General features: G+C 33.6%; 19 protein-coding genes. 11 read left to right on the top strand and 8 right to left on the bottom strand.

The annotated features are described in order from the left end of the window. Window positions 1-113: 113 nt before the first annotated feature. The 4 genes from M2326_RS11770 to M2326_RS11755 all read right to left on the bottom strand — a co-directional run bounded on the left by M2326_RS11770 (window position 114) and on the right by M2326_RS11755 (window position 4,152). Entirely contained in the window at window positions 114-668 is a 555-nt protein-coding gene (locus tag M2326_RS11770) for a hypothetical protein (RefSeq protein WP_264619755.1), read from the bottom strand. Window positions 669-784: 116 nt separating this feature from the next. Continuing rightward, complete coding sequence (locus M2326_RS11765; RefSeq protein WP_264619754.1) at window positions 785-1,735, bottom strand: D-2-hydroxyacid dehydrogenase; 951 nt, start codon at window positions 1,733-1,735, stop codon at window positions 785-787. A 194-nt stretch (window positions 1,736-1,929) separates the two neighbouring features. Beyond that, entirely contained in the window at window positions 1,930-3,000 is a 1,071-nt protein-coding gene (serC, locus tag M2326_RS11760; protein ID WP_264619753.1) for a 3-phosphoserine/phosphohydroxythreonine transaminase, read from the bottom strand. Between the two features lie 93 nt (window positions 3,001-3,093). Next, entirely contained in the window at window positions 3,094-4,152 is a 1,059-nt protein-coding gene (locus tag M2326_RS11755) for an acyl-CoA reductase (protein ID WP_264619752.1), read from the bottom strand. Between the two features lie 135 nt (window positions 4,153-4,287). Between M2326_RS11755 and M2326_RS11750 the strand changes: the two genes are divergently transcribed. After that, a complete protein-coding gene (locus tag M2326_RS11750) occupies window positions 4,288-4,638 on the top strand; it encodes a 4Fe-4S dicluster domain-containing protein (protein WP_264619751.1) in 351 nt (116 codons plus the stop codon). 278 nt (window positions 4,639-4,916) lie between these two features. On the opposite strand, the gene M2326_RS11745 is transcribed toward M2326_RS11750, so the two are convergent. After that, entirely contained in the window at window positions 4,917-7,631 is a 2,715-nt protein-coding gene (locus M2326_RS11745; RefSeq protein ID WP_264619750.1) for a TonB-dependent receptor, read from the bottom strand. Between the two features lie 274 nt (window positions 7,632-7,905). Between M2326_RS11745 and ychF the strand changes: the two genes are divergently transcribed. Beyond that, window positions 7,906-9,000 carry a redox-regulated ATPase YchF gene (gene ychF, locus M2326_RS11740; protein ID WP_108742057.1) on the top strand — a complete coding sequence of 365 codons (1,095 nt, stop codon included), beginning with the start codon at window positions 7,906-7,908 and terminating at the stop codon, window positions 8,998-9,000. A gap of 295 nt (window positions 9,001-9,295) precedes the next feature. On the opposite strand, the gene M2326_RS11735 is transcribed toward ychF, so the two are convergent. Next, a complete protein-coding gene (locus M2326_RS11735) occupies window positions 9,296-10,993 on the bottom strand; it encodes an AAA family ATPase (protein WP_264619749.1) in 1,698 nt (565 codons plus the stop codon). After that, complete coding sequence (locus tag M2326_RS11730; protein ID WP_264619748.1) at window positions 10,990-11,964, bottom strand: BT4734/BF3469 family protein; 975 nt, start codon at window positions 11,962-11,964, stop codon at window positions 10,990-10,992. Before M2326_RS11730 ends, M2326_RS11735 begins: the two co-directional genes overlap by 4 nt. A gap of 208 nt (window positions 11,965-12,172) precedes the next feature. On the opposite strand from M2326_RS11730, the gene M2326_RS11725 reads away from it, so the two are divergent. From M2326_RS11725 to M2326_RS11685, 9 genes are all read left to right on the top strand, one after another. Beyond that, entirely contained in the window at window positions 12,173-13,951 is a 1,779-nt protein-coding gene (locus M2326_RS11725) for a reverse transcriptase domain-containing protein (RefSeq protein ID WP_264619747.1), read from the top strand. Window positions 13,952-14,267: 316 nt separating this feature from the next. After that, window positions 14,268-14,789: an NADPH-dependent FMN reductase gene (locus M2326_RS11720; protein ID WP_264619746.1), complete on the top strand. Its 522-nt coding sequence runs from the start codon at window positions 14,268-14,270 to the stop codon at window positions 14,787-14,789. Window positions 14,790-14,953: 164 nt separating this feature from the next. Beyond that, window positions 14,954-16,816, top strand: coding sequence for a DNA topoisomerase IV subunit B (locus M2326_RS11715; protein WP_264619745.1), 1,863 nt, complete (start codon window positions 14,954-14,956; stop codon window positions 16,814-16,816). 123 nt (window positions 16,817-16,939) lie between these two features. Continuing rightward, complete coding sequence (locus M2326_RS11710) at window positions 16,940-17,350, top strand: nucleotidyltransferase substrate binding protein (RefSeq protein WP_264619744.1); 411 nt, start codon at window positions 16,940-16,942, stop codon at window positions 17,348-17,350. Further along, window positions 17,350-17,664 carry a nucleotidyltransferase family protein gene (locus M2326_RS11705; RefSeq protein WP_264619743.1) on the top strand — a complete coding sequence of 105 codons (315 nt, stop codon included), beginning with the start codon at window positions 17,350-17,352 and terminating at the stop codon, window positions 17,662-17,664. The genes M2326_RS11710 and M2326_RS11705 overlap by 1 nt, the downstream gene beginning before the upstream one ends. A gap of 12 nt (window positions 17,665-17,676) precedes the next feature. Beyond that, window positions 17,677-20,388 (top strand): DNA gyrase/topoisomerase IV subunit A, encoded by a 2,712-nt coding sequence (locus M2326_RS11700; protein ID WP_264619742.1) that lies wholly within the window; start codon window positions 17,677-17,679, stop codon window positions 20,386-20,388. A 486-nt stretch (window positions 20,389-20,874) separates the two neighbouring features. Further along, window positions 20,875-22,770, top strand: coding sequence for a right-handed parallel beta-helix repeat-containing protein (locus tag M2326_RS11695; protein ID WP_264619741.1), 1,896 nt, complete (start codon window positions 20,875-20,877; stop codon window positions 22,768-22,770). 22 nt (window positions 22,771-22,792) lie between these two features. Next, entirely contained in the window at window positions 22,793-24,235 is a 1,443-nt protein-coding gene (locus M2326_RS11690) for an arylsulfatase (RefSeq protein ID WP_264619740.1), read from the top strand. A 180-nt stretch (window positions 24,236-24,415) separates the two neighbouring features. Continuing rightward, window positions 24,416-24,874, top strand: a complete 459-nt coding sequence (locus tag M2326_RS11685; protein ID WP_264619739.1) for an OsmC family protein — start codon at window positions 24,416-24,418, stop codon at window positions 24,872-24,874. A 166-nt stretch (window positions 24,875-25,040) separates the two neighbouring features. Here M2326_RS11685 and M2326_RS11680 read toward each other — a convergent pair whose 3' ends face one another. Continuing rightward, entirely contained in the window at window positions 25,041-26,063 is a 1,023-nt protein-coding gene (locus tag M2326_RS11680; RefSeq protein ID WP_264619738.1) for a LacI family DNA-binding transcriptional regulator, read from the bottom strand. Window positions 26,064-26,597 lie beyond the last annotated feature (534 nt).

Genomic DNA, 26,597 nt, shown 5'->3' with positions numbered 1-26,597 from the left:
TTGCTGATTTACCATAAAATTACAAAAAATAATCCAAATCATATCTGACTGTTATATACAAAAAAAGAGCATCTGGAATTCAGACACTCTTTTGATATATTGATTTTGTAATTTTATTTTCCAAAAAGACCACCAAGCATTCCACCTAATCCTTTTTTAGAAGCTAGGTCCATAGCGTCTGCTACGTCTACTTTTCCATCTCCATTTTGGTCTAAACCAAATTGTCCACCATATTTTGAAATAGCATCCATAATTCCGCTATTGTCACCACCACCAGAAATAGCACTAATGATATCGTTAATTTGAAAACTTGAGTCATTCGGGTCTTTTGCTTTTCCTACTAGAGATCCCAAGATTTGTGGAATTAATTTTGCAGCAACTCCAGCAGCAGCTCCACTGTCCAAACCAAGTTTTGAACCTAAGTTTCCAGAAAGTTGTTGTGTCAATTTTTGCACAACTGGGTTACTTGCATCTTGTGCATTGTTGCCTTGAAATAATCCTACTAGTTGATCAATACCACCATCGGCTACAATTTTTTGCAATCCGCTAATTACCGAATTACTTGCTTCCCCTATAACGGCTTCGTTTTTTTCGTTCGGAACAGCAGCGTTATTAATTACTGAATCTACTCCAAATTGTTGTGCTAATTGTGTTAATTGTTCAAACATAGTTTTATATTGTGTTTTAATTAAAAAAAAATCGTAAGTCAAATCTAGCAAAAAAAAAGAGGATTAGCTAATTTTCATAACTAATCCTCTTTAATATAATAATAAATTAACGCTAATTATCCAATCAAAGCAATGATTTGAGACGCCAATTCAGTTCCAATTCTATCTTGTGCCTCTCCAGTTGCAGCTCCAATATGTGGAGTTAAAGAGATTTTTGAATGCATCAATAATTGAGTCGCTGGAGTTGGTTCATTTTCAAAAACGTCCAAACCTGCAAAAGCAACTTTTCCACTGTCCAAAGCAGCAACCAAATCAACTTCGTTGATTACACCACCACGAGCACAGTTTACAATTCCAACGCCATCTTTCATCATCGCAAATTCTTTTTCAGAAACGATATAACCGTTTTGAGCAGGAACGTGCAATGTAATGAAGTCAGCCTCTTGGAACAAAGATTCCAAAGATTGAGAAACAATAGTAGTAGTAATAGATTGTCCGTCAAAGAATTCCACTTTTACGTCAACTTGAGGAATAAAGCTATCGGCAGCGATAACTTTCATACCCAAACCAAGAGCCATTTTTGCAGTAGCTTGACCAATACGACCAATACCTACAATACCCAAAGTTTTTCCTCTTAATTCAACGCCGTCAGCATACGCTTTTTTCAAATCGTTGAATTTAGTATCCCCTTCCAATGGCATGTTTCTGTTAGAATCATGCAAGAAACGAACACCAGAAAATAAGTGACCAAATACCAATTCAGCAACAGATTCAGATGAAGATGCTGGAGTATTGATTACGTTGATTCCTTTGCTTTTTGCGTACTCAACATCAATGTTATCCATACCAACACCACCACGACCGATGATTTTGATTCCAGGACAAGCATCAATAATATCTTTACGAACTTTAGTCGCACTACGAACCAAAATAACGCTTACGTTATTTTCGTTGATATAGTTAGCTACTTGTTCTTGCGCTACTTTTGCAGTGATTACTTCAAAACCACCTTTTTCTAAAGCTGCAATTCCACTTTGTGAAATTCCGTCATTTGCTAATACTTTCATTTTTATTTCATTGCGAGTTACAAAAGAGTCGTAATCTCAAATTAATTATATTTATTAGGAGCTATTTCCCGCTATCCGTTTCAATCTTTTTATTTTTAAAAGAAAAAATAAAAAGGATTTCCACTGCTATCGGGGCTAGATTCCTTTATCGTTTTTAATTGTCGTCAACGATTGTAATTCTTTGTACAGAATTATTAAACGTTTTTCTCCAAAGCTTGCATCACATCAACCAAAACCTGAACGCTTTCAATTGGCATAGCGTTGTAGATAGAAGCTCTATAACCACCTACTGAACGGTGTCCTGGAATTCCAGAAATACCAGCTTCTTTCCACATTTTATCAAATGTTTCTGTATGCTCTGGGTTGTTCAACAAGAAAGTAGCATTCATATTAGAACGATCTTCAGTAACTGCTGCTCCTTTGAACAATGGGTTTCTGTCGATTTCTCCGTATAGTAAAGCTGCTTTTGCATTGTTTAATTTCTCAACAGCTGCAACTCCACCTTTTTCTTTAATCCATCTCAATGTCAATAATGAAACATAAACAGGGAAAACAGGAGGTGTGTTAAACATACTCTCTGCTTTAATATGTTTTGAATAATCTAAGATGCTTGGAATGTCTCTTCCGTTTTTACCAAGAATTTCTTCTTTGATAACTACCAAAGTAGCTCCAGCAGGTCCCATATTCTTTTGAGCACCAGCATAAATGATATCAAATTGTGTAAAATCAATTACTCTTGAGAATATATCCGAACTCATATCGCAAACAACCGGTACATTGGTTTTTGGAAATGATTTCATTTGAGTACCAAAAATGGTATTGTTTGATGTACAGTGAAAATAATCTGCATCAGCAGGAATTTCATATCCTTTAGGTACATTATTGTAATTGTCATCTTTTGACGAAGCTACGATAACTGTTTCTCCAAAGAATTTTGCTTCTTTTATAGCTGCAGTTGCCCAAGTTCCTGAATCTAAGTAAGCCGCTTTTCCGTTTTCTTTCATCAAGTTGTATGGAGTTCTCAAGAATTCCGTACTTGCACCACCAGCAAGAAAAAGAGCTTGGTAGCCTTTACCTGTAAGGTTTAACAATTCTAATGCTAGGGTACGTGCTTCGTCCATTACAGCTACGAAATCTTTACTTCGGTGCGAAATTTCTAAAATCGACAATCCTGAATTATTGAAATCTAATATAGCTTGAGCTGATTTTTCAAAAACTTCTTGTGGTAAAATTGATGGTCCTGCGCTGTAGTTGTGTTTTTTCATGGTGTAGTTTGTGTCCAAAAAATTAAAATGCAAATTTCGGTAATAGTACTTTAATAAGCATTAAATAATTCATAATAATTATTAAAATTTTGATTATGTTATTAACAAAAACGATATAGTATCGATATTATCTGCGTAATCCCATAATTTAGGATGTTGTGTCTGTCCAAAGTCAATGCTGTTTGCTATAAGATTATTGCTCACTATACATTGTATGTTTTCTTCTTCTATTTCTAGCTTTTTCTGTAAATCAGCCAAATCTTCATAAAACTCATAAAAAAGACTCGAAATAGGAGAGGCATGACTTACATCTTCTTTGATAGTCAAAAATCCATTGTCTAGCAATTTGAAATTACTCATCAAGAATACGGCTTTGTTGTAATCGTAATTGTTAGCATATTTTTCGTAATGAATTACATCTTGGTATTCGAACATGGCTTCAAAAAAGGGATCAAATACATAACCTTTGGGTACAAAAAGCTTTGATACATTACGGCAACCTAGTCCAAAATACCTAAATATATCTTCTCCTAAAGCGACTAATTGTTCTTTGCTTTCATTTCCATCCAAAACGGCTATTGAGTTGCGGCTTTTTCGAATAATAGATGGTTTATCTTTAAAATAATATTCAAAATAACGAGCTGTGTTGTTGCTTCCGGTGGCAATTACAGTGTCAAAATTTGTTAATCTACCTTCGGTGAATGTTATTTTTGAAGCTAAATCTGGTTGTACATGAATTAAGTATTTAGATAAAAATGGCAATAAATGTTGGTCATTTGATGATAATTTAATTACCGCTTCATGTCCAGAAATGATAACCGATAAAAAATCATGGAATCCAACCAATGGAATGTTTCCAGCCAAAATTAAAGCAACTCTCTTTGAGTTAATAGTGCTGAAGTCATAGGTGTCTAACCAAGTGTCAAGGTTTTCTTTGGTTAATGCCTCTGCCCAAGATCGCAAGGCAAAATGAACATGCTCGGGAGTGTACCAACCGTTGTGAGATTGCGTTAGCAGAATCAAATCTGCAAAAGAATCAAAAAAAACGGCATTGCCCAAAACACCTTCTTTTGGAGTGTTTTCGGCTTCGGAAAACTGAGACAAGAATTTCCCTAATTCAATAAAAGCATTTTTTTTGTTTTCTAATGTCATAATGTTTGTTTATGAAATGTTTTGATTGTAATTTTGCACAAAAGTAAGATTTAATAAGTCGAAAGTCAAAAGTCTTGTGTCAAATGTTTTTGGCAGGAAACATTTAACTTTGAAAATCATAAATTAAAGAACAAAATGGCAATTATCATAACAGACGAATGTATCAACTGTGGTGCATGTGAACCAGAATGTCCAAATACAGCAATCTATGAAGGTGCTGACGATTGGAGATATAAAGATGGTACCAAATTAACTGGAAAAGTAATCCTTGCTGATGGGACAGAGGTTGATGCAGATGATGCTCAAACTCCAGTTTCAGATGAAGTGTATTATATTGTACCAGGAAAATGTACAGAGTGTAAAGGGTTTCATGATGAGCCTCAATGTGCTGCTGTATGTCCTGTTGACTGTTGTATTCCAGATGACAATCATGTAGAAGACGATGAAACGTTATTAAGCAGAAAAGCATTTTTGCATAACGAATAGTTGAATTTTTAACAATAAAAAAAAATCCTGAATGTGAATTCAGGATTTTTTTATGCTTTTTTTTGATTGAGCAAGAAGTATAATTTTTTTGATTCTACTATGGTTATCCGATTGTAATACTTACTTTTTTCGAATTAAATGGAATAATTCAGCTGACTCTAAGTTGTTTTGCGGGTAGAACGGTAAAATAAAAAAGGTCATCCTGATGCTTTTTAAATCTTCTATTTGAAGTTTTTGAAGGCAGCAGGATGACATTGTTTTTAATTTATGAATTGATTTTAGAAATTAAGACCAAGTCTAGCATAGTAGTAAGCTCCTCCAAATCCCATTTGAACGGCATCCCAATAACCACCACCTTCAACCCAGTCGTCTTGTTGGTCAGGGTAAATATTGAATAAGTTGTTTGCTCCAATGCTCAATTTTGTTGCTTTTGTCAATTTGTAACCCACTGTTAAATCAGTAGTTATTTTGGCAGTATAGATATCAGCAGCCAATTTGATTTTTTCATCGAAACTTGCATAATTGATAGTTGGTTCGATAGCTTGGTAATCTAGTAGTTTTATTTCGCTAAAACGAGTGAAAGCCAATCCAGCATTTAGCTTATTTTTTTGGTAGCTAAGGTTTAGCCCAAATTTACTTGCTGGAGCAGATGCCAAAAGGAAAGCTTTTTCTCTTTCTCCAAAGAAAATTTGCTCATCAAGACTTCCGTTTTTTACTTTTGTTATTTTCATGTCATTGATGTTTCCTACCAAGGTAGCGCCAAAAGTCTGAGCTCCAATTTTCTTTTTCCAAGCAAAAACTAAATCCAATCCTTTTGTTTGAGTATCTGCACCGTTTACAAAAAATTGTGCTTTGTCAACTCCTAGATTGAATACTTTTGCGTCAAAATAACCAGTCAAGACGATACGGTCTTTTACTTTGATATAATATCCATCAACTGTAGCGGTAAAGTCACCAAAATTAGCAGTGAATCCCAATGAAGTATTTAATGCGCGCTCTTCATTTAATTTGTTTATACCAAATGCTTTGGTCACGGGACTACTGTTTGGAGATAATAAAACTTCAGATGCACCTCCCGCATTAAAGTTGGTGAAACGTAAATTGTAATATACCTGAGCCAAAGATGGTGCTCTAAATCCAGTGCTTACAGATCCTCTTACATTAATATGGTTGTTTACTTTCAATCTAGCTGCTAGTTTTCCATTCAATGTACTACCAAAATCACTGTAATGCTCAAAACGAACGGCTCCACTTACTAAAAATGCTTTGGTCACGTCTAATTCTAAATCAGAGTACAAAGAAACGTTGGATCTGGTTTTATCAACTGCATTTGCAGGGCTATAACCAGGAAAACCTTGAGAACCTCCCGGTCTACTTAATGTTACAGGGTTGTCTGAGGATATTGGTTTTGTTGAATCGTAATCTGGATTAGGAATTATTGGGGCAGATTGCGTAGTAGGATCTGTAATTACTCTTCCGTTGGTGTCATATGTAGAATATGATCCTTCTTCTCCAGCAAAAATGGTGAATTTCTCTGTTCTGTACTCACTTCCAAAGGCAACGTTGAAACCTTCTAGAATATCATAGTTTTTAGAGATGTCAAGATTTGTTGTGTTTTGTGTCAAGCTATGTCCACCAGCATCAAAGTCAGTAGGCGAAGCATTTTCTAACGAAGCATTTAAAGTTCCTTTTACGTAGTAATGAAAAAGATTTTTCCCGTTGGTATTACTAAAGTCTAGTTTCCATCCACCCGTTGTAGTAGTTCTAAAACCAACCGCAAGTGAATTGTCCAAAATGTTTGAAGTAATTCTTGGGCTGTATCCTCCTGGGTAAATTGTTTCTACTACTCTAGCTCCATCATTACGTGTAAAAGCATACGCGTCTGTATCTCTAAAATTTCGACCACCAAAAGCGTAGAATTCTGTTTTGTCAGATACTGGAACCATCATGTTGGCAAACATATTGAAACTTTGAATTGCAGCTTCTCCAAATCCTTTTCTAAAGTCAAAACCAGGTCTAAGTGTTTTGTTTTTGTTAATATATTCTGTAGTGAAATTGGCAAAACCTCCTTTGTCGCCAATAGCAACTCCGTAGTTAGCACCAACTTTTACAGATCCACCATCAAACGATTGATTTTTACCAACAGAGTTTCCGTTTCCATTAAGGTCTAATCTGTAGTTTTTTGTATTAGCAGTTCCTTCAGGAAAGTCTCCTTTGGCGTTTGTGTTGTAAACTCCATAAGTAACCGATCCTGTAAATTCATCAACATTATCATTAAGTACGATATTGACAACACCAGCGATAGCGTCAGACCCATATTGAGCAGCAGCACCATCTCTCAGAATTTCGATTCTTTTAATTGAACTTGCAGGAATTGCATTCAAATCTGTTCCTGTATTTCCACGTCCACGAGTACCAAAAAGGTTGATCAGTGACGATTGGTGTCTCCTCTTACCGTTAATTAAAACTAAGGTCTGGTCAGGTCCTAGTCCTCTTAACGATGCAGGGTCAACATGATCCGATCCATCAGAACCAGATTGTTTGTTGGCGTTAAACGATGGAGCAACATATTGTAATAATTCGTTAATTTCCATTTTACCACTTTGAGTAGTAATGTCTTTTACATTAATAATATCAATTGGAACAGCAGAATTTACAACGGTTCTTTTTGAATTTCTAGACCCAACAATTAAAATGTCGTTCAAGAGTTCTCCACCTTCAGATTTTAGTGTAATGTTTAGGATCGTTCCTGTAGCTGGTTTTTCTACTGTTGTGTAACCAATGTAGCTATAAACTAGTGTTGCTCCCTCTTTTACATTTATTTTATATCTACCATCAAAATCGGTAGAGACCCCTTTGTTAGTTCCTTTTTCAATAATATTAACACCAGGTAGGCTACTTCCGTTTGAATCTTTAACTACTCCAGTGATGCTTTTTTGAGCAAAAAGAAAGCTGATGTTAAAGAGTAAAATTATCAGGTAAATTTTTTTCATATTTTTATTTTTAGAATTTAAAGTGCAAGATACTATAGTTTTAACGTTTTATTATGTGAATAATTGTTAAAAATACAGTTTTTAATGTTTAAATGTTAAATTATGTATTAAAAGTCTAAATATTATTAAATATGCAAAAAAGGGGTGAAAATTATTTTAAACTCCAAATTAAAATGGGTAAAGCATTTTTTAAATGGTATATTTGCAAACTTTTAAAATGAAGTTTTTCAAAGCATATCTATAATTAAGGTATGAACTCTAAAATATATATACCATGAAAGCAGGAATTGTAGGATTACCTAATGTTGGAAAATCAACCCTTTTTAATTGTTTATCAAATGCAAAAGCGCAAAGTGCCAACTTTCCTTTCTGTACTATTGAGCCTAATATTGGTGTAGTAAATGTACCAGATCCACGTATCAATAAATTGGAAGAATTGGTTAAACCAGAGCGTGTGCAAATGGCAACGGTAGATATCGTAGATATTGCAGGTTTGGTAAAAGGTGCAAGTAAAGGAGAAGGATTAGGAAATCAATTTCTTGGAAACATTAGAGAATGTAACGCTATTATTCACGTTTTGCGTTGTTTTGACAATGATAACATCGTTCACGTAGACGGAAATGTAAACCCAATTCGTGACAAAGAAACGATTGATATCGAGTTACAATTGAAAGATTTGGAAACGGTAGACAAGCGTTTAGAAAAAGTAAACCGTGCTGCAAAAACAGGAAACAAAGAAGCAATTACCGAAAAAGCATTATTGGATCGTGTACGTGAAGCATTATTACAAGCGAAATCAGCTCGTACTATTACACCACAAAGCAATGACGAAGAGGTTTTAATGGAATCGTTTCAATTAATTACAGCTAAACCAGTTTTGTATGTATGTAATGTTGACGAAAACTCAGCAGTAAACGGAAACAAATACGTTGACCTAGTTAAAGAATTAGTAAAAGACGAAGATGCCGAAGTAATCATCCTTTCAGTAGGTGCCGAAGCAGATATCACAGAATTGGAAAGTTTTGAAGAGCGTCAAGTTTTTCTTGAAGACATGGGGTTAACAGAGCCTGGAGCATCTGTTTTAATTCGTGCTGCTTACAAATTATTGAAACAACAAACGTATTTTACAGCAGGTGTAAAAGAAGTTCGTGCTTGGACAATCAACATTGGATCAACTGCGCCACAAGCAGCGGGAGTAATCCATACCGATTTCGAAAAAGGATTCATCCGTGCCGAAGTAATCGCTTACGAAGATTTCGTTCACTACGGTTCTGAAGCTAAATGTAAAGAAGCAGGGAAATTCAAAGTAGAAGGAAAAGAGTATATCGTAAAAGATGGTGATGTAATGCACTTCCGTTTTAACGTGTAAATCTTAACTCAGATAAAGAATAAAGAATAAAGAATATTAAGAGAACCCGCAAAAGTGATTTTGCGGTTTTTTTTGTGGGCTGTTGTGATAAAATCTATCTCTGAAAAACAGGTTTAATCTCTTACGCAAATGCTCGGTTTGGAGATCCTCGAGTTTTTAAGTAAAACCCGGAAGATTGCGGTCTCGGTCATATTTTCACATCTATAATAATTGAATAAAAATCTATGATAGGAGTGAAGAGGGATAAGCAAATATTAGTGTTAAAAAAACATGTTTGAAATTCGTAAGCAAAAACTTAGTGCCAGATTTTCTCTTTTATTTCTTCTAATGTAACATGTTTTAAATAGTCACTTGGTTCAATGATATTTCGCTGACCTCCTAATTTTTGGAGTCTGTTTTTTAAATCTTTAAATACTTTTTTACCGTGCCTATATCTTATAGTATTTGCATCATATTCAGAGTTACATTGAGCAGATATTTTTCCTGGGTTTATTTTTTCACCACCAGAATACTGAATGCTTAATGCCAAGGTACTTCTATTGTTAATAAATATTTCTAATGATTTTTCTTTTATTTCATTTGTAGATTGAGCTAAAGCAGTAGTTATTTGGCTAAGTGTTAAATTATCATATGATTTATGAATATGATTAGGATTTAAATAATGAGATTCAATATCAGTTCCTACTGTAAAAAAAATTTCAATATCTGCTTTATTTGCTTTTAATTCAATTTCTGTACAAGATTTTTTATCTAAATAATCACTGTCGCGATGGATTAAAATTTTAGTGCTGGGAGCTTTTTCTTTTATAAATGCGGCCAAAATAATTGCAGTTTCAATTTTAGAACAACCATCGTAAGACCAAATTTGTGTTTCAGTCATATTAAATCCATTGACAATTAGGATATTTTCTAAGAATTCAGTTTTACTATCTTCGGTAAATACAACACATTTTACATTACCATTTAAAACATCACCTCTATCCAAAGCTCCGATTTCAAGTAATACACTTATGAAATCATATTCTTCATTTTTAATTTCACCATTAGATATCCAATTTACTTTTGCATATTCTCTAAAAGAATCAAGTAGATGACGAGAATGAGTACTGATAATTATTTGAAAATTTAGACGTAGAGTAATTTCGTTTAATTTTTCTGCAAGAACACGTTGATTACTAGGGTGTAAATGACTGTCAGGTTCATCTAGAATTAAAATTTTTGGATTATAAAGGTGTATGTATGAAAGTACTTGAATTATTTGCAGTACACCAGTTCCAAATGAATCTATGGGGTAGGTTTTATTTTTGTCGGACTTAATATAAACGTTTAAATATTCATCTTTTAATTGATTGAACGATATCTTAATTTCCAGGTCTTTAAAAATATCTTTGAAATCGCTTAAAAAAGCATCCCATTTTGTTGAATCTTGAAATAATAACCATAATACATTTCTAAAAACATTGTTGGCATCTCCTTTAGCTGCCATTCTTCTTACTAAACCTTCACTCTTAAGTTCTTCAAAAGGAGGAATTCCAGACAATCCAGGCACATAAATAGAATATGGGTTTTCTAAATCTCTGATAGGATTTCCTAAAGTCATACCTTCAATTTCTGTCAATAGATTTTTATTCCTTCCTTTTCTTAATAAGAAAGTTGCAATGTCATTGCTGTCAGCATCTTCAAGTTTAACGCTTATACATTTTTGTTTGTCTTGACTTAATGAACCACCGTAACCAAGTGCGTATATATCACGCACAGGAGAATAAATAATTTGATTTGCCGTAAGGGATGTTGATAATTTGTTGGTAATCCATTTTGTCTTTCCAAATTCTTCTAATGATGTTGTTTGTGCTATAGCAACTGCAAATTGAATACTTTGAAGAATAGAACTTTTACCCGCATTATTTGAACCAACAAGTATGTTGATGTTTTCTAGATCTAGTTTAATTTTTTTAATATTTTTAAATCTTTCAATTGTTATAGTTTTTATCATTTTTTTAATTGATTTTTAATTATGAATCCATTCTCTTTGGCAAAGAAAATTATAGTTGCGAACGATATTGTTTCATCTAAATTTATTTTTCTATTGTTATAACAATTTTGTAATAATAGAATAGATTTTTCTTCATTATGTTTGTCTAAGTCTAATCTACATAGACTCAAGAAATATTTTTCACCAACATCATAACTAAATGAATATGATAGTGCTAATGCGATTTTTACCCACGAATCAAAATTAGAAGTAATGGAGATGTTTTTTTTGATTAGATACTCAATAATTTTTTTCATTAAAAAGCGATCACTTTTCTTATTAAGTCCTTCTGTAGCATAAGCACTTTTTGCTAAGGTTACCGGTTTTAAAGGTTTGTTGTTTTTTTGCTTTTCTTCTTTAAAATCTATGTAATCAATATAAATTTCCGAATCATGATTGTAGTATATGTTTTCATCCCAAGATGAAAAGCATAATCTTGAAATATCTTTTCCACTTTGGTCTAAGATGATTTGATAATTTTCTAAAAAATAAACACTTAATGAATTAAAAATCCCTTTATGTTTTTCAATTGAACTATCAATTTTAATTAAGCATTTAATACCACTACCGGAGGGAGAATCCCATAATGAAAGTACATATTTATCATTTGAGATGTTTTTTTTGATGTTGAGAAAATCATTTGAAGAAAGGTCATCTATATCTAAGATCATTAAATTGTTATATACAACAATATCAATTGCCTTTCTTCCTTTAAATTCACCACAAAAAGTTACTGCGGGTAAATTACTCTTTAACTTATTATATAATTCTTTGTCATTTTGTTTTAGTGCTTCTCTACAGGTTTGAACAATATCTTTATAAGTGCCATTTTTTATATGATTAAGCTCATCAAACATCGTTATATTTGAATAATTTTGAGTGTTTTTTAAGCTGTTAAATTTTGTAACTCTTATTGATGAAAGTTTTCTCATACTATTAATCTAAAAATACCTACATTTGTTGAAAGCGTAGCTAGACAGTGCAGAAATGCATTATATTTTGCAGGATGTTAGTTTCCGCTAACTAGGTTAAAACCGAAAAATCCAACGAGTCCTATGGGTCCTGATATTTTTTTACTTTGACTCACATTTATGTATCACCTATTATATTACTACAGTCTACGCTTTTAATTTTTTAATAATGAATTTTAATTCTTTTTTTTCAACTGACAATATTCTACGTGTTTTATGCAAATATAGAGCAAAGGCTGCAAATAAAAGGCATGAAAAGCATATGTTTAGAGACATAAGTTTGCATCAATCCACAAATAAAATTTTAAGTTCAGAGAGTAACTTAGAATTTAAAATACTTCAAGATTTATTTCCTAGCCGAAGACAATGGATTGAACTTAATCAATCAGAACGAAAGTCATGTAATAGTAGTATAAAGATAAATGAATTAAGACTACATAAAACATTTACAAAAACTAAAGAAAATATTGAAAAAGGAGTAATGCAAGCTCCTAAATGGTATGAGAATCTCGTGACTTATATTGAGAATATTCAAAATATAGTGTTTAATGTAGAGAATTCAAATTTTCAGATGACTAGACCAGAAATACGTGGGATTAAAAAAAAATATAAAAATAATGTACTTATCTGTCGACCAATAGCATTATATAACATTGAGGATAAGATTATTTGTTCCTTGACTGCAAAATATCTTACTCAATTTTTTGAACATTCATTTTTAGATTGCTCTTATGCATTTAGAGCTAAAGATAAACAGAATAAAATACCTACTCATCATGATTGTATTCAGGCTATTTTAAATAATCGAACTAAAGAAAAAGATTTATGGGTTGCAGAATGTGATATTCAAAAATTTTTTGACACTGTCCAACATGAATATCTACTAAAAATTTTTAATGATTTATCTTTGAATATTGAGTCTACAAAGAAGATTGTTTTAGATAGTAAAGCCAAAATTATTTTTAAGTTGTTTTTGTCTTCATTTTCATTTCAAAAGGACATTTTATCTTTAAATTCTAATCCTCAATGGTTTATTTCTAGAGGTCTTCCTTCTGGTAATTTTGACTGGGTTGAAAAGGAATTAAATCAAGAATTTGGAGTTAATTACACTTCGAATTATTTGTTAGGAGTTCCTCAAGGAAATGCAATATCATGTTTTATTTCAAATTTGATTTTGCATAATGTTGATGAAAAAGTGTTAAACCACAAACCAGATGTTTTTTATTTAAGATATTGCGACGATATGATTTTAATGCATAAAAGTCAAGATGCTTGTAGTGATACATTACACGTTTTCATGAAGGGTCTGCGTGATAATTTTCTTCTTTATCATGACCCTAAAAAAACTATAGATTATAAACAAAAAATAAATAGTCTGAAATTCTGGGAAAATAAATCAAAAGAACCTTTTTTTTGGGGGAATAAACATTTGGGTAAGGATAATGTGCCTTGGGTTTCTTTTGTTGGTTATCAAGTTGACTTTTATGGTAGAATTAGGGTTAGAAAAGCTACTCTTAAAAAAGAGACAAAAAAACAAACTGATACAGCTCAAAACATGTTGAAATCTTTAGGGAAATTAAAATACACTGATATAATTGAAGAAAAACATTCAAGAAAATCAGTTAATCAACTAGGAGCGACTTTACAACAAAAATTAATTTCTATGTCAGTTGGAAGAATTGACATATTAAATCATAAAGTTCCAGAAAGCCAAGCATTATGTTGGACTAATGGTTTTAAAAAATTAGAAACAAACAAAATTACAACTACACAATTAAAATATTTAGATAAAAGAAGACGGATTCAATTAAAACGCCTTCCATTTGAATTAAAGGGAATAAAAAGGAGAGTTATTAAAAAAGAAAGGGATAAAAAAAAGACTTTAGAGGAAACGTCTTTTAAAGGTGCAGCATTTAGTTATTTTAATTTTTTGAAACATAAAAAATAAATTTAAGATTTAGATTAGGCCCGCAAACTCATCATCCAACTATTACTACTAATCAAATGCACAGTTAATTACAGTAAAATAAAATAGATATTGCACGTATTCTTTTCGAAGTCTTTTCAATTTGAATTCTATTTAGACTAAAAGGTACTGTCGTGCGATGCCAATATAAGCGATGTGTGTTATCTGGTTGAGGTAGGATTTTTTGGCTTAGATTGAATTCCGAAAATTTCTTCAGATTGAGAAACTCTTTCATTCAGTTTCAAGGTTACAGAGTAGTTTAGTTTATTGTTTTTTTATACATTTATAATAAAAAAACATGAAAATAATAGCCTTTGCAGCCAGTTCAAGTAAAAATTCGATTAATAAAAAACTCGCAACCTATGCCGCTAGTTTGTTCGATAACGCCCAAGTTGAAGTTTTGGATTTAAATGATTTTGAGATGCCTAATTTTAGTGTAGATGTTGAGGTACAGATAGGACAGCATCAAATGGCGCAAGCTTTTTTGAATAAGATTGCAGCTGCTGATGTTTTAGTAGTTTCAATGGCAGAACACAATGGGAATTACTCCGCTACTTTCAAAAACATATTCGACTGGTGCACCCGAATCCAGAAAGAAGTTTTCCAACAAAAACGTATGCTTTTAATGGCAACTTCGCCAGGTGGTAGAGGTGGAGCTTCGGTATTAGAGATTGCAAAAGCTGCTTTCCCTCGTTTTGGAACAGAATTGAAAGGTGTTTTTTCGTTACCAAATTTCAATGATAATTTTGACGAAGAAAAAGGAGTTATTTCAAATCCAGAATTCGATAAGGAATTAAAAGACATTGTTGCTAATTTTTAAGCACGCAACCCAAATCCTCAATCGCAAATCCTAATTCCTTAATCCCATTTCCTTTAATCCTTAATTTTTTCGTTGTCAATATCATTCTTAATAACTTTGATTCGTGCTACTTTCAAAATAGTTCGAGAAGTGTTATATTAGCACCAAATCGTTAAAATTCCAAAATGTCAGATCAAAATCAATATACCGAAGATAACATTCGATCACTCGACTGGAAAGAACATATCCGTATGCGTCCTGGGATGTATATTGGTAAGCTTGGAGATGGTTCGTCGCCAGATGATGGTATTTATATCTTATTAAAAGAGGTGATGGATAACTGTATCGATGAATTTGTCATGGGTGCAGGAAAAACGATTGAAGTTTCGATTAAAGACAAAACCGTTGCTGTACGTGATTACGGTCGTGGAATTCCGCTTGGGAAAGTCATTGACGTAGTTTCGAAAATGAACACGGGAGGAAAGTACGATTCGCTAGCCTTTAAAAAATCGGTGGGTTTGAATGGAGTTGGTACCAAGGCGGTAAATGCTTTGTCCAATTATTTCAGAGTAGAATCGGTTCGTGAAGAGAAACAAAAAGCAGCAGAATTTTCAGCTGGTAATTTGGTTGCCGAAGAAGAGGTTATTGATACCACCAAACGCAAAGGAACGAAAGTAACGTTTATTCCAGACGAAGCGATTTTTAAGAATTACAAATTCAGATATGAGTATGTGATCAAAATGCTGAAAAATTACTGCTACCTAAATGCAGGTTTGACCATTATATTCAATGGCGAAAAATATTTTTCAGACAATGGTTTACGTGATTTATTAGATGAAAATATAGCAGAAGAAGACAAAGTATATCCGATTATTCACCTTAAAGGAGAAGATATTGAGATTGCGATGACACACAGCAAATCGCAATACAGTGAAGAATACCACTCTTTTGTAAACGGTCAAAACACCACTCAAGGGGGGACACATTTGGTAGCGTACAGAGAGGCGATTGTGAAAACCATTCGTGAGTTTTATAATAAAAACTTTGAACCATCTGATATTCGTAAATCGATTGTTAGTGCTGTGAGTATAAAGGTAATGGAACCTGTTTTTGAGTCCCAGACCAAAACTAAGTTAGGTTCAACCGATATGGGTTCTGAGGAAGGTATGCCTTCGGTACGAACTTTTGTAAATGATTTTGTGAAAACAAAATTGGATAACTTTTTACATAAAAACCCCGAAACTGCTGATTTGCTATTGCGCAAAATTTTACAGGCCGAGAGAGAGCGTAAAGAGCTGTCGGGCATCCGAAAACTAGCCAAAGACAGAGCCAAAAAATCGAGTTTACACAATAAGAAATTAAGAGATTGCCGCGTGCATCTTGCCGATATAAAAAATCCTCGTTACCTAGAAAGCACCTTGTTTATTACTGAGGGAGATTCGGCTTCGGGGTCGATTACCAAATCACGTGATGTGAATACGCAAGCCGTTTTTAGTTTGCGTGGTAAGCCTTTGAACTCCTACGGAATGTCAAAGAAAATTGTATACGAAAATGAAGAATTCAATTTGTTGCAAGCCGCTTTGGATATCGAAGACGATATGGAGAATTTGCGCTACAACAACATTGTAATCGCAACGGATGCCGATGTCGATGGTATGCACATTCGATTGTTGTTGATTACGTTCTTCTTGCAGTTTTTTCCTGAGTTAATCAAAGATGGACATTTGTATATTTTGCAAACGCCATTATTCAGGGTTCGAAATAAAAAAGAAACGATATACTGTTATTCTGATGAAGAGAAACGAAATGCCATAGAAAAATTAAAGCCAAAACCAGAGATCACTCGATTTAAGGGATTGGGAGAGATTTCGCCAGATGAGTTTCAGTTTTTCATTGGAGAAGACATTCGATTAGAGCCTGTAATGCTTGATAAAGCAACTTCGATCGAAAAGTTATTGGAATTTTATATGGGTAAAAACACCCCAGATCGTCAAGAGTTCATCATCAGAAACTTGAAGGTGGAACTGGATGTCGCAGAGAAAGAATAATTTTTTTAAATAAATTGAATGCTTAGTAAGAAACAAATTATTTACGTGATCGCTGCCTTTGTAGGAGGATTTACGGTTGCCTATTTTGTAATAAAATTTTTGAAATCATAGATAACCTACAGCATGGAAAATCAAGACATACGTTGGAAACAAAGGTTTGAACATTTTCGAAATGCCTTTAGACAATTAAAAAATGCCAAGGCAATTCAAAAAGAAAGAGATTTTTCTGAATTAGAACTTCAAGGTGTTATCCAAGCTTTTGAGGTTTCGCAAGAATTGTCTTGGAAGGTGATGAAAGACTTTTTGGAGGAGCAAGGCAAAACTGATTTATTTGGGAGTAAGAACGCTGTAAAAGAAGCTTTTAATGTCGGGATTATTACTGATGGAGCAATTTGGTTTGATATGATTAAAAGTCGAAACTTGACTTCACATATCTATGACGAGAATGAAATTTTGAAAATCCTAGAAGTGATATTAAATGATTATATAGCTGTTTTTTTAGATTTTGAAAATAAAATGATTAGTTTTTTATAATGTTTGGATTGTACCCAAAAAGTCATATAGAAATCATGGAAATTATTGACAATTGTTTGTCGATTGACCAAGTAATTATTTATGGTTCACGTGCTAAAGGAAATTACAGAGAAGGTTCCGATATTGATATTACCATTTTAGGAGAACCTAAACAAGCTGATATTAATAAATTATGGCACGCCTTAGATGATAGTTATATTCCATATAAATTTGATATCTCAGTTTATAATGAATTACAATCGGAAAGTTTAAAAGAACACATAAATAGGGTAGGGCAAGTTTTTTATAAAAGGAAAACGGAATCTCTGAAATAAATTTAAATAATTTTGAAAGACGAAGAAGAAGAAAATAACATCCCCAACTCAGACGACGAGAACAACGCCGAAGAGCAATCTACAGACGAAAGTCAAGAAGAGGAGATTATAAAAGTAGATGCCAAGAATTTTGAAGGCGGTCACTTTTATGACAATGTAAACGATGAGGGTGACACCATAACCAAAGTTACAGGAATGTACAAAGATTGGTTTTTGGATTATGCCTCGTATGTTATTTTGGAGCGTGCAGTTCCTGCGATTGAGGATGGGTTCAAACCTGTACAACGTCGTATCATGCACTCGCTAAAAGAGCTAGATGATGGCCGTTATAATAAAGTAGCCAATGTTGTTGGGCACACCATGCAGTATCACCCACACGGGGATGCGAGTATTGGTGACGCTATGGTGCAAATTGGTCAAAAAGATTTGTTGATTGACTGCCAGGGAAACTGGGGAAATATTTTGACTGGAGATAGCGCGGCAGCGTCGAGATATATCGAGGCACGTTTGTCTAAATTTGGCTTGGAAGTATTGTATTCACCTAAGATTACCGATTGGGGTGTTTCCTATGATGGTCGTCGTGCAGAACCGAATAACCTTCCGGTTAAATTCCCGTTGTTGCTTGCACAAGGAGCAGAAGGAATTGCAGTAGGACTTTCGACCAAAGTGTTGCCACATAATTTTAATGAGTTGATTGATGCGTCGATTAAAATATTAAAAGGAAAGCCTTTTACATTATATCCCGATTTCTTGACGGAAGGAATTGCCGATATTTCAAACTACAATGATGGTTTGCGTGGCGGTCGTGTACGTGTACGTGCGAGGATTGCGCAGCTAGACAAGAATACCTTGGTAATTAGCCAGATTCCGTTTTCGACCAATACGACTACCTTGATTGATAGTATCTTGAAAGCGAATGAAAAAGGTAAAATCAAGGTCAAAAAGATAGAGGACAATACGGCGGCAAATGTGGAGATTTTAATTCACATGTATCCAGGTATCTCTCCAGATAAGACTATTGATGCCTTGTATGCTTTTACGGCTTGCGAAACATCAATTGCACCTTTGGGCTGTGTGATCGAAGACAATAAACCATTGTTTATTGGAGTATCACACATGCTAAAAATTTCTACCGCAAGAACACAGGACTTGTTGCGACAAGAACTCGAAATTCAGCTGGAAGAATTAAAAAACAAATGGCACTTTTCTACGCTCGAAAAAATATTCATTCGAGAAGAAATGTATATTGATTTCAAATTGTACTCCGATAGAGAAGCGCTTTACAAATATATGTATGATCGTTTTGAACCTTTTTCGAAATCATTTGTGCGAGCGATTAACGATGAGGATTTACAGCGTTTAACGCAAATCCCGATGATTCGTATTACTCGATTTGACTCGGATAAAGCGGATGATTTGATTGCGAAATTGGAAGACGAAATGCGTGAAGTAGAACACCACTTGGCACATTTAACCGATTTTGCTATTGCCTACTTTCAAAAATTAAAAGAGAAATACGGAAAAGGACGTGAACGTAAAACAGAATTGCGTGTTTTTGATGATATTGAGGCTACCAAAGTAATACTTAGAAACACAAAATTGTACGTAAACAAAGCGGAAGGTTTTGTGGGAACGAGTTTGAAACGTGATGAATATGTAACCGATTGTTCGGATATTGATGACGTGATCGTTTTTATGCGTGATGGTACCATGATGATTACTAAGGTAGACGCTAAAACCTTTGTGGGGAAAGATATTATTCATATTTCTATATTTGATAAAAGTGATAAGCGTACAATTTATAACTTGATTTATCGAGACGGTAAATCGGGACCTTCGTATATCAAGCGTTTTAATGTAACGGCTGTGACTCGTGATAAGGCATATGATTTGACAAATGGCACCAAAGGTTCTCAAATTTTGTATTTTTCACACAATCCAAATGGAGAAGCTGAGGTGATTACCATATTATTGCGTCAAATAGGAAGTATTAAGAAACTGAAATTTGATATTGATTTTGCAAGTATGGCCATCAAAGGCCGTTCTTCAAAAGGAAATATTGCTAGTAAATATCCGATCAAGAAAATTGAGATTAAGGAGAAAGGAATTTCGACTTTATTGCCACGCAAGGTTTGGTACGATGAAACAGTACAACGACTGAATGTAGATGCAAGAGGTGAATTACTAGGTGAATTTAGACCGAGTGATAAGATCTTAATTATTCAGCAGTCGGGGAAATTGAAAGTAATTACGCCTGAGTTGACTACGCATTTTGAATCGGATATGATTGTGTTGGAAAAATGGATTCCGAAGAAACCGATATCTGCGATTTATTATGATGGGGAAAAAGAACGTTATTATTTGAAGCGTTTCTTGGTGGAGACCGAAAATAAAGAGGAGATATTTATAACAGAACATCCTAATTCGCAACTCGAAATTGTATCTACTGATTATAGACCCTTGGCCGAATTGGTTTTTCCGAAAATAAAAGGAGTACAAAAAGAAAGTATTACCATTGATGTGGAAGATTTTATCGCTGTTAAAGGTTTTAAAGCACTTGGAAATCAATTGACAACGGATAAGTTGAAGCAGGTGAATTTATTAGAATCTTTACCGTATGACCCACCAGTTGAGTTTGTGCCTGAAAAGCCAGAGCGCAAAGAAGGTGATGATGAAGACGGCGATGTACAGCTGGATGATGATGGTCAGATTATTTTGTTTTAAAATAGATTAATATACTTAGAAAGGCTGTTCAATTAGGACAGCCTTTTTTGTTATGCAGAGATTTTCCATTTTTTTAGTAATTTCTAATCGAAAGTAGGTTCGCGTTTAGAATAGAAGTAATCTACCACAACGGAGTGGATAGCCCGACAACAATTCTGTAACTTTGTTTTGTTCTCATAATTTATCCATTCCTTAAAGATATTCCTTACTTGTCTTTTTAATTGTAAAGAAGAGAATCCAACCCGCTTTTTTTAGTGGGGCATACCCAATTATAAATATAGAATATGAGAATAGGGTGAATTAACCTTATCTTTTTTTGATGTTATACCTTGATGTAGTAATAGAATCAGAAAGTAGTTTTAATTATGGTTTATCTATCATAAAATGACTAATTATATTATTACAGACAATATAATTACTGATAATTACATTTTTTAAGGAATAATTTAGAATCTTTACAATTCTAAAAAGTAATAATTAGATTTTATGAATAAGAACAATCCTAAATTACTAGCTTCCTTGATTTTTTTTTATGTTGCAACTTTTGCAATTATAGGAACGGCTCAAACAAGAAAAGGCAATTCGGTCTACTTTGATATTAGTATTGCTGCCGATGCTACACCTTCAGTTTTAGCACAATTTATGGCAGCGAAAGACAAACCATTTTCGGAGATTAAATTTGAAAAGGGGACTTATCATTTTTATCCAGATAAGGGATTAGAAATATATGCAGAGATTTCTAATCATAATAATGGTTTGGTGAAAACGGCTTTCCCGATAGTCAATATGAAAAACGTGACTATTGATGGTCAGGGTTCTACTTTTATTTTTCATGGGATTATTATTCCGTTCTCTGTTGAAAATTCAGAAAATATTAAGATTGTCAATCTAGCTATTGACTGGGGAATGACTTTTCATAGTGAAGGTTTGATAGTTGCAAATGATATAGTTAAAAAGACTTTTGATATGCAAATTTCAAATGAATATCCTTATGAAATAAGAAATGGTCAGTTGGTTTTTATTAAGGATTATTATGAGCATAGTATAGGTCAAACGATTCTGTTTGATCCAAAAACCAAAGGGGTGACTTATGACACAGAATCCTATACTCCATTGACGACGAGAACGAAAACCAAAATTCAAAATGACGTTAAAGATATTAAACATAAATACGAAGTTGACCCTCGATCCCCAGAGAATTCAAGAGTAGGGATGGAGGATAAATTGACTACTGTACAATTGCAACCTGGATTGGTTCGTGTCTCAGGTCATACCAAAAAAATCCCTGAAATTGGAAATGTCATGACGATGAAAGGTGAACAAAGTGAAAATCGTTTGGCACCTGCCTTTCATATCGTTTCCAGTAAAGATTTTATAGCTACAAATATTGATGTACACCATGCGGGAGGTATGGGTATTATTGTAGAAAATAGTAAAAACATCACATTAGATGACTTTAACATTACGCCATCAAACGGTAGAATTGTTTCAACTACGGCAGATGCAACACACTTTGTAGGATGTAGGGGGAAAATCGAAATCAAGAATTGCACCTTCAATAATCAACTAGACGATGCGGTAAATGTACACGGAACTTATCAGGAGGTTGTCGACCTTTTGGGTAATAATAAAATCGGAATTAAAGTGGGGCATTACCAACAGCAAGGTTTTAGTATTGGAGTTCCCAATGACGAAATTGGATTGGTGAACTTGCATCATTCTTTTTTTGAATATGGAAAGCTGACATTGAAATCTATCGAAAAAATTAATAGTCGTTACCAAATAATTACGTTTAATGAAAAAGTACCTACTACTTTGAAAGTGGGTGATTATATCGAAAACCTTACTGCTTATCCAGAATTATTGGTTCAAAATTGTATTATTACTCGAAACAGAGCGAGAGGCTTATTGCTTTCGACTCCACGAAAAATAGTGGTGGAGAACTGTACTTTTAGTACCGAAATGGAAGCAATTTTGGTTCCGGTTGAAAGTGGTTATTGGTATGAATCAGGGAGTGCATTGGATTTGACGATTCGAAACAATACTTTCCAAGATTGTAATATAAGTGGATTGAATCGTGGAATTATTCGTTTTGAAACTGATGATGAAAGTAAGAATATTGCTTTTAGAGATATTGTGATTGCAAATAATATAATTAACCATTTTGATAACTTGATACTGGAAGTTAATAATACTGATGGACTGAAATTTACGGAAAATACGATTACCAACTCTGGAACCTATAAAATGTTGTTTCCTGAGAACTCCGCTTTTTCGATTAAAACGTCAAAGAATATCATTTTCGATAAAAATAACTACCAAGGCAAAGCGACAGAAATTTTGAGAACAGATGGTTCTGTTCCAGGTTTGAAATTTAAATAATGCTCAAAAAAATAATATAATTATGAAAATAGTAAAACAAATAATTACAATTGTAGCTGTGTCTCTAACAGGGTTTACTATGTATGCACAAAATAGTGCTAAGCCGAATGTAATCTATATTTTGGCTGATGATTTAGGATATGGCGATTTAAGTTGTTATGGACAAAAGAAATTTGATACACCCAATATTGATAAATTAGCGGCTAGAGGAATCAAATTTACTCAGCATTATAGTGGATCTGCAGTGTGTGCGCCATCGCGCTCTACCCTGATTACAGGCTTGCATACAGGACATACGTCTATACGTGGGAATCTCGAAAGAGGTCATGACCTTGAAGGACAAGTAGCAATGGATGGTACCGAAGTTACAATTGCAGACATTTTTAAAAATGCAGGATATGCGACTGGTGCTTTTGGAAAGTGGGGATTGGGATTTATAGATTCTGAAGGAGATCCATTAAATCAAGGTTTTGACGAATTTTATGGTTACAATTGTCAAAGGAAAGCACACCGCTATTTCCCTCCATATTTGTGGCATAATAAAGAGAAAGTATTCTTGAGAGGAAATGATTATACTGAAAAAGTAACCTATGCGCCCGATGAAATACAGAAAGCTACTTTGGAATTTATTGTGAAAAATAAGAAAAAACCTTTCTTTGCCTATGTGCCATTTGTATTACCACATGCTGAAATTATTTCGCCAAATGATGCTGTTTACAATGCTTTTAAAGGGAAATACAAAGAGGACAACCCCTTTGTTTTGCCAAACAATTATCTATCTGATTATGGACCAAATATGGTAGAATATAAATATGCATCGCAATTGGCACCTCATGCCGTTTACGCAACAATGGTGACTAGGCTCGATAATTATGTGGGTGAAATTATGTCAAAATTAGAAGAGCTAGGAATTGCAGATAATACCTTAGTGATCTTTACAAGTGATAATGGTCCAGCGGTAGAAGGTGGTGCAGATCCTGAATTTTTTGACGGGACTGCGGGATTAAGAGGAGTAAAGAGAGATTTGTATGAAGGTGGAATTCGTGCCCCATTTTTGGCTGTTTGGCCCAACGAAATTAAAGCAGGAACAAGCTCAAACGTGATCTCAGCATTTTGGGATATGAAACCAACTTTTGCAGCGATTGTTGGTGAGAAAAAAATTGGAAATACAGATGGAATATCCTTATTGCCTACCTTATTGGGACAAAAAGCACAAAAATTGCATCCTTATATGTACTGGGAATTTCCGCAAACAGGCGGACGTAAAGCCGTGCGCTTAGGTAATTGGAAAGGTGTAATCTATGATATGACTCAAGATGAAAATCCAGAATTTCAATTGTATGATTTATCGAAAGACCCAGCGGAAACGAAAAATATTGCGAAAGCAAACCCAAAAATAGTAGCCCAAATGTTGGCCATAATGAAAAAAGAACATACCGATTCAGTTTTGTTTCCATTCAAATAAAAGTTAGAGATTAGTAGTTTGGTTTCTTTAAAACGATCCTGATGGCTTTGGCCTTTAGGGTCGTTTTTGTTTTACAGCATATAAAGTATTGGAATTTTAAAAATGTGGAAGTCTGTAATTAAACTTTCAATCAGGGACAAAAAACACTAATTTTGGTTAAACTGATAAAAATAATATTCTATGTCATTCAAACATCTTTTTAAAGCGCAGCTACAGTGGTTTTCGAACAAAAAAGAAACTACACGATATGTTAAGAATCACACGGTTTTTATCGAAGGAAAAGAGATTCTGAATGTTTCGGCAGCCAAAGCCTTTAAAGGTGATCCAAGTTTGTACAACCCAGAAGATTTACTGTTGAGTAGCGTGGTCTCCTGTCATATGATGTCGTATTTGTATGTGTGTGCACAGCACCAAATTGAAGTCATATCCTATTCTGATGCGGCCGAAGCAACTCTTGAAGTTTTAGAAAATGGATCAGGACGCTTTGTTGAGGTACGGTTATTTCCGCAGGTTGTTATTCGAAATGAGGAGCAAATAGCGCTGGCAAATGAGTTGCATACCAGAGCAAATGAATTATGTTTTATTGCCAATTCCTGTAATTTTAAAATTGTACATAAAGGACATTGCGAAGTGGAGTAATTTATATTTCAGTTGAGAATTATTCTTTGTTATTAAAGTTCAGGTAGAAAATCAGTACTAAAAATAGCTAGGTAAAAGGCGAACCAATTTTTTGGTTACTCTCACTACAAATAGATTGATAAGCTTAATGTGGTAGTTTATGCTATTAGTAAGAAGATCTTTATTTTTAAATTAATGGCATGGTAGATGCTCTTTGAATTAAACTCGTCTTTATAATTTTGGTCGAAAAATCCAATTCTATTTTACTTTCTAATCGTTCCACGAGCATTTTTGTGGCCGTTTCTCCAATGAATTTACCATGTTGACTGATAGTTGTAATTGTAGGTGTGACATGTTGAGGTAGTTTTCCATTGGTAAAACAGATCATGGACATTTCATCTGGAATACTATAATTCATTTTTTTGATAAGGTCTAGAGATAGCATAGCAGAACTTTCTTCGAGGCATAGTAATCCGTCAATAGTTTTGTTTGCAAGCACAATTTTCATTACTGTTTCAAGATCTTCTTTTTTAGACAAACGAACAATTATTTTTTCATCGATTGGAATATCATGATCAGTTAATGCTTTTTTATAGCCTTCAACTCTTAGTTTTCCAACACTCAAATTGTCAATAATAGAAACGACAGCAATTTTTTTACAACCAGTTTTAATAAGATGATCGGTAGCATGACGGGCACCTTCAAAATCATTAACAATAACCTTATCACATTCGATTTCATCGGTCACTCTGTCAAAAAGAACAATAGGTACACCTTCGTTTATAGCATCAAAGAGATGAGTGAAATTTTTATTTATTTGAGTCTCTTCGGCGATGGAGATAATAAAGCCATCTATAGTGCCGCTTTTTAATAGATCTACTGTGTTTACTTCTTTATCGTAAGACTCATTTGAAATGCAAGAGATTAAACTGTATCCTAGTTCAGAAGCTTTTTCCTCAATTCCCACAAATACTTCTGTAAAAAAACTATTCATAATATTAGGGATAATAACTCCTAAGGTTTTAGTCTTTTTATTTAAAAGACTCAGTGCTACTTTATTGGGTTTGTAATGATGCTGTACAGCAAACTTTTTTATTTTTTCTTTTGTTTTGGCACTAATGTCGTGGCTGTCATTCAAAGCTTTAGAAACAGTAGCTATAGATACATTAAATTCGGCTGCGATTTTTTTTAATGTAATTTTAGGAATCATTTCTATTGGCTTTAAGTGGTGTAACATGGGCTAAAATAAGATAATTTATTTTCATTTTCAACTTCATATGTTGCTTATCTGTTTCATAAATAGTTTTGCACGCAGAATACTTCGGAATTATGGACTTTGTAATAATATGATAACGCGATGTTTAAAGGAGTTGCTACAACAGTAATTTTTTGAGAACTAATGCCTTTTTAGTATTCAGAACAAAAAAGTTACTTAAACCTTTACGTATTTTTTTTAATGTTTGTATTTAATAAAAACAAAATTCTAATCACCTGGTTTTGAGCGGATTGGTTGTTAGTTGGCCTTCCTAGAGATTTTGTTATTTAATGTAGGTGTAATTATGGATTTTTTATTTTTAGACTTAAATAATAATGAATAATATATTTTTACTAAGTTAAAATTTTTAATTGAATAATTAAATAACAAATTAAATGTATTACATAGGATTTGATATAGGAAGTTCATCAGTAAAGGCTGCTATTGTCGAAATTGCGACTGGAAAAAGTATTGGAGTAGTTCAAGAGC

The sequence above is a fragment of the Flavobacterium psychraerolatum genome (genome assembly GCF_025960985.1).
GTDB lineage: Bacteria > Bacteroidota > Bacteroidia > Flavobacteriales > Flavobacteriaceae > Flavobacterium.
The sequence above is the reverse complement of the archived record's forward strand: the minus strand, read 5'-3'. Positions and strand labels throughout refer to the sequence as shown.